The 358-nt window shown below is 63.7% G+C and carries 1 protein-coding gene; it reads right to left on the bottom strand.

Annotated elements, in window-relative coordinates; translation table 11 throughout:
- Positions 1–358, bottom strand: a 358-nt coding sequence (locus ACTQV4_RS10405) for a DUF4185 domain-containing protein (protein ID WP_441569796.1), incomplete at both ends; no start/stop codon positions are given.

The raw sequence follows: 358 nt of genomic DNA on the forward strand, positions 1-358 counted from the left end.
CCCATCGGGGAGCTGAATCACATCATTCGGGATGATGGTAAATGCGTCGAAGTTCCTGCCGTTCACCGTCCCGGACTCGCCCACGTGCCGGTAGGGCCACATCTGGTTCGCATAGTTGATTCCGTGGATTGCGTTGTCCCACACGATGCCACGCGTGGTGACATCCCGGTTTGACGAGCGGAGCCCCACGGGCGAGCGCCAATCACCCTGGCCCGGTGTCCCGCCGGTGAAGGTATCGCCGAAGACACCGCCGACCCATAGTGCCTTCCCGCCATTGACGGACTTGCCGCCCTCGAACAAAAAGCCGAGGTCTGTCCCGCCGATGCCGAACCGCTGCGTGGGCTGGTCAGTCCCGCCG

The sequence above is a fragment of the Collinsella sp. LCP19S3_B11 genome (genome assembly GCF_052121915.1).
Taxonomy (GTDB): Bacteria; Actinomycetota; Coriobacteriia; order Coriobacteriales; family Coriobacteriaceae; genus Collinsella.